The 3021-nt window shown below is 45.2% G+C and carries 3 protein-coding genes; all 3 read left to right on the plus strand.

Features of this window, described 5'->3' with window-relative positions; translation table 11 throughout:
• Nucleotides 1-60: 60 nt before the first annotated feature.
• Entirely contained in the window at nucleotides 61-1143 is a 1083-nt protein-coding gene (locus F7C14_RS00785) for a carbon-nitrogen hydrolase family protein (protein WP_290898682.1), read from the plus strand.
• Nucleotides 1144-1246: 103 nt separating this feature from the next.
• Nucleotides 1247-2857: a fatty acid--CoA ligase gene (locus F7C14_RS00790; RefSeq protein ID WP_290898685.1), complete on the plus strand. Its 1611-nt coding sequence runs from the start codon at nucleotides 1247-1249 to the stop codon at nucleotides 2855-2857.
• Between the two features lie 45 nt (nucleotides 2858-2902).
• Nucleotides 2903-3021 (plus strand): adenylyltransferase/cytidyltransferase family protein (locus tag F7C14_RS00795; RefSeq protein ID WP_290898688.1); only part of this gene is annotated, 119 nt, incomplete at its 3' end.

Consider the following 3021-nt stretch of genomic DNA (forward strand, 5'->3'; position numbering starts at 1 on the left):
AAGTTGTGGATTAGAAAAGTAAAAAAGTAATTTTTTAAAGAATTATTGCCATTAATCGTTATGGAAAAAATTGGAATTTCCGTAGCTCAGATCTCTCCTGAATATATGGATAAGGAAGGAAGTATCGATAAGGCTTGCAGAGTGATAGAAGAAGCTGGAAGGAAAGGAGCGAGGCTGATAGTTTTTCCGGAAACGTTCATCCCAGGCTATCCCTACTGGAGGGGTTTGGCTACTCCTCTTTGGGCAGAATACATGGTGAACTATCAGAAAAACTCTGTGAGAATTCCTGAAGATATATCTCCACTGTTTGATTCAGCTAAAGAGGCAAGAATCAACGTTATAATCGGTGTGAGCGAACTCGACAAAACTCCGGGAAGTTTAACCCTCTACAACACCGTGGTCTTCATAGACTCTGAAGGGAACTTCCTTGGAAAGCATAGGAAGCTTATGCCAACCCACGGAGAAAGGATGGTGTGGGGACTTGGAGATGGCACGGATTTGAGAACCTACAAAACGGATGTCGGAAATGTTAGCGGGCTGATATGCTACGAGAACCATATGACGCCGTTTAAGTCTCTACTTGCCGTGATGGGAGAAGAAATTCACGCAGCATTGTGGCCGGGTTACTGGGTTGCCGAAAAGCACACAGCGAACAAGAGAAGATTCAATCCGGAGAAGGATAAAATATGGAGCTGCGACATCGATGCTGCCGTCAGAGAATACGCTTTTGAAACTCAGACCTTCGTTTTAAGCGCAAACATGTATTTACCTTCAGATATCCTTCCGGAAGGAGCTTTCGATATCGCAGCTGGTGGAAGCTCGGTAGTCAATCCCTCTGGGCTATACTTGGTCGAGCCGGTTATAGACGAGGAGAAACTGATTTTTGCTGAGCTTGATCCAGAGGAAAGACTTGCTACCAAAGCGTACTTTGATTGCGTTGGTCATTACAGCAGGTGGGATATCGTTCAGATCGTTTACAGGGCGAGAAAGAACGTTCCGATTGAAGTGGTGGAATTAAAAAGCGAGGAAATCCTTTCGTCTAAGGCAATTGAAGAAGCTGTTAAAAGCTACGGCATCTCCCTAAAGAGGGTGGAAGAGCTTTTAAACGAATTACTGAAAGCACTGAAAGAGAGAGAACAATAATTATTTAAAATTGAGAATTTGGTCGGCAATAAAAATGCTTCTGAAAGCCGAGAATTACGAAGATATTTAGCTAAAGAAGAAAAGTCTGCTAACGGGTGATGGTATGTATGACTTTCAGCTGATTTTGAAGCACATACTTGAGCACGGAGTGAGATGGGCACCGAAGCAGGAGATAGTTTACAGAGATATCGTTAGATACACGTATGAGGATCTTTACGAAAGGGTCCACAGACTCGCTAATGCCTTGGAAGAGTTGGGTGTGAAGAAAGGCACAAAGGTGGCTGTTTTGGACTGGGACTCTCATCGCTACTTGGAATGCTATTTTGCCGTACCAATGATGGGCGCTATTCTCCACAACGTTAACGTAAGGCTCAGTCCTGAAGATATCCTTTACACGATGCAACACGCTGAAGATGAGGTAGTTCTCGTCAACAAAGAGTTCTTGCCTCTGATTGAGAAAATAAAGGACAAGCTTGACACGGTAAAGAACTACGTCATTTTAACGGATGATGAAATGCCCGAAACGGATCTGACTGAACTGGAGTACGAGGAGATGTTGAAGAAAGCGAGTAAGGAGTACGATTTTCCAGATCTTGATGAGAGAACAACTGCAACTCTCGGCTACACAACCGGCACGACGGGAAGACCGAAAGGTGTATATTTCAACCATCGCCAGCTCGTTCTCCACACTCTCGCTGTTGCTCTCGAATTTGCAGCATACGAAGACAACTGGGTTTCTTTCAGATCGAACGACGTTTACATGCCTCTAACTCCGATGTTTCACGTCCATGCTTGGGGTATTCCTTACGTGGCAACTCTTCTTGGCGTGAAGCAGGTGTATCCGGGAAGATACGAGCCAAGGAGAATTATAGAGCTTATAAAGAAGGAGGGGGTTACTCTAAGCCACTGCGTTCCCACGATTCTCAACATGATACTGGCGGCTTTAAAAGAAAATGAAAGGCTTGACGGATGGAAAGTCGTCATCGGAGGATCCAAACTTCCGAAAGGTCTGGCTTTGAAAGCAATAGAGAAGGGAATAAAGATTACCTCCGGCTACGGAATGTCCGAAACTTGTCCAGTTTTGACGATCGCCAAACTTAAACCAGAGCTTTTAAGCCTGAGCGAAGAGGAGAAAGTCGATTACTACGTGAAGACTGGCTTCCCGATTCCCTTCGTTTACCTGAGGGTTGTCAAGGAGGACTGGAGGGATGTCGAGCCTGATGAGAGGGATATGGGAGAAATCGTCGTGAGGGCTCCGTGGCTGACTCCGGAATACTTGAAAGATCCGGAAAAAACGAAGGAGCTTTGGGACGGGGGATGGCTTCACACCGGAGATATTGCTGTTGTCGACAAGCTTGGCTATGTGAACATCGTCGATAGGATAAAAGACGTTATAAAGAGCGGTGGAGAGTGGATTTCTTCACTGACACTTGAAAGTCTAATAAGCATGCATCCAGCCGTTTTGGAGTGTGCCGTGATAGGAGTTCCGGATGAGAAATGGGGAGAAAGACCCGTGGCGATCGTCGTCCTTAAAAAGGAATTTGAAGGAAAAGTGAGCGAGGAGGGCATCAAGAAGCATCTGATGAAGTTTGTCGAGGAAGGAAAGATAACGAAGTGGGCAGTTCCAGATAAAATCGTTTTCGTGAACGAAATTCCGAAGACGAGCGTCGGAAAGATAAACAAGAGAGCTTTAAAGGACATGTTTTCCTCCTAATTTTTTGTGGCAACTGTTTTATTCCCTTCCTCTCTTTGCGAAATGATGAGGAAAGTGGTGGCAACGGGAACTTTCGACATCATTCATCCGGGGCACATAAGGTTCTTGGAAGAGGCGAAGAAGCTTGGAGACTACCTTGTCGTCATAGTTGCGAGGGAGAAGAA

The organism is Ferroglobus sp. (assembly GCF_015521575.1).
GTDB lineage: Archaea > Halobacteriota > Archaeoglobi > Archaeoglobales > Archaeoglobaceae > Ferroglobus.

Coding starts and splice junctions, on each gene's coding strand:
- F7C14_RS00790 (WP_290898685.1), top strand. CDS start 1,247: ATGTATGACTTTCAGCTGATTTTGAAGCACATACTTGAGCACGGAGTG.
- F7C14_RS00785 (WP_290898682.1), top strand. CDS start 61: ATGGAAAAAATTGGAATTTCCGTAGCTCAGATCTCTCCTGAATATATG.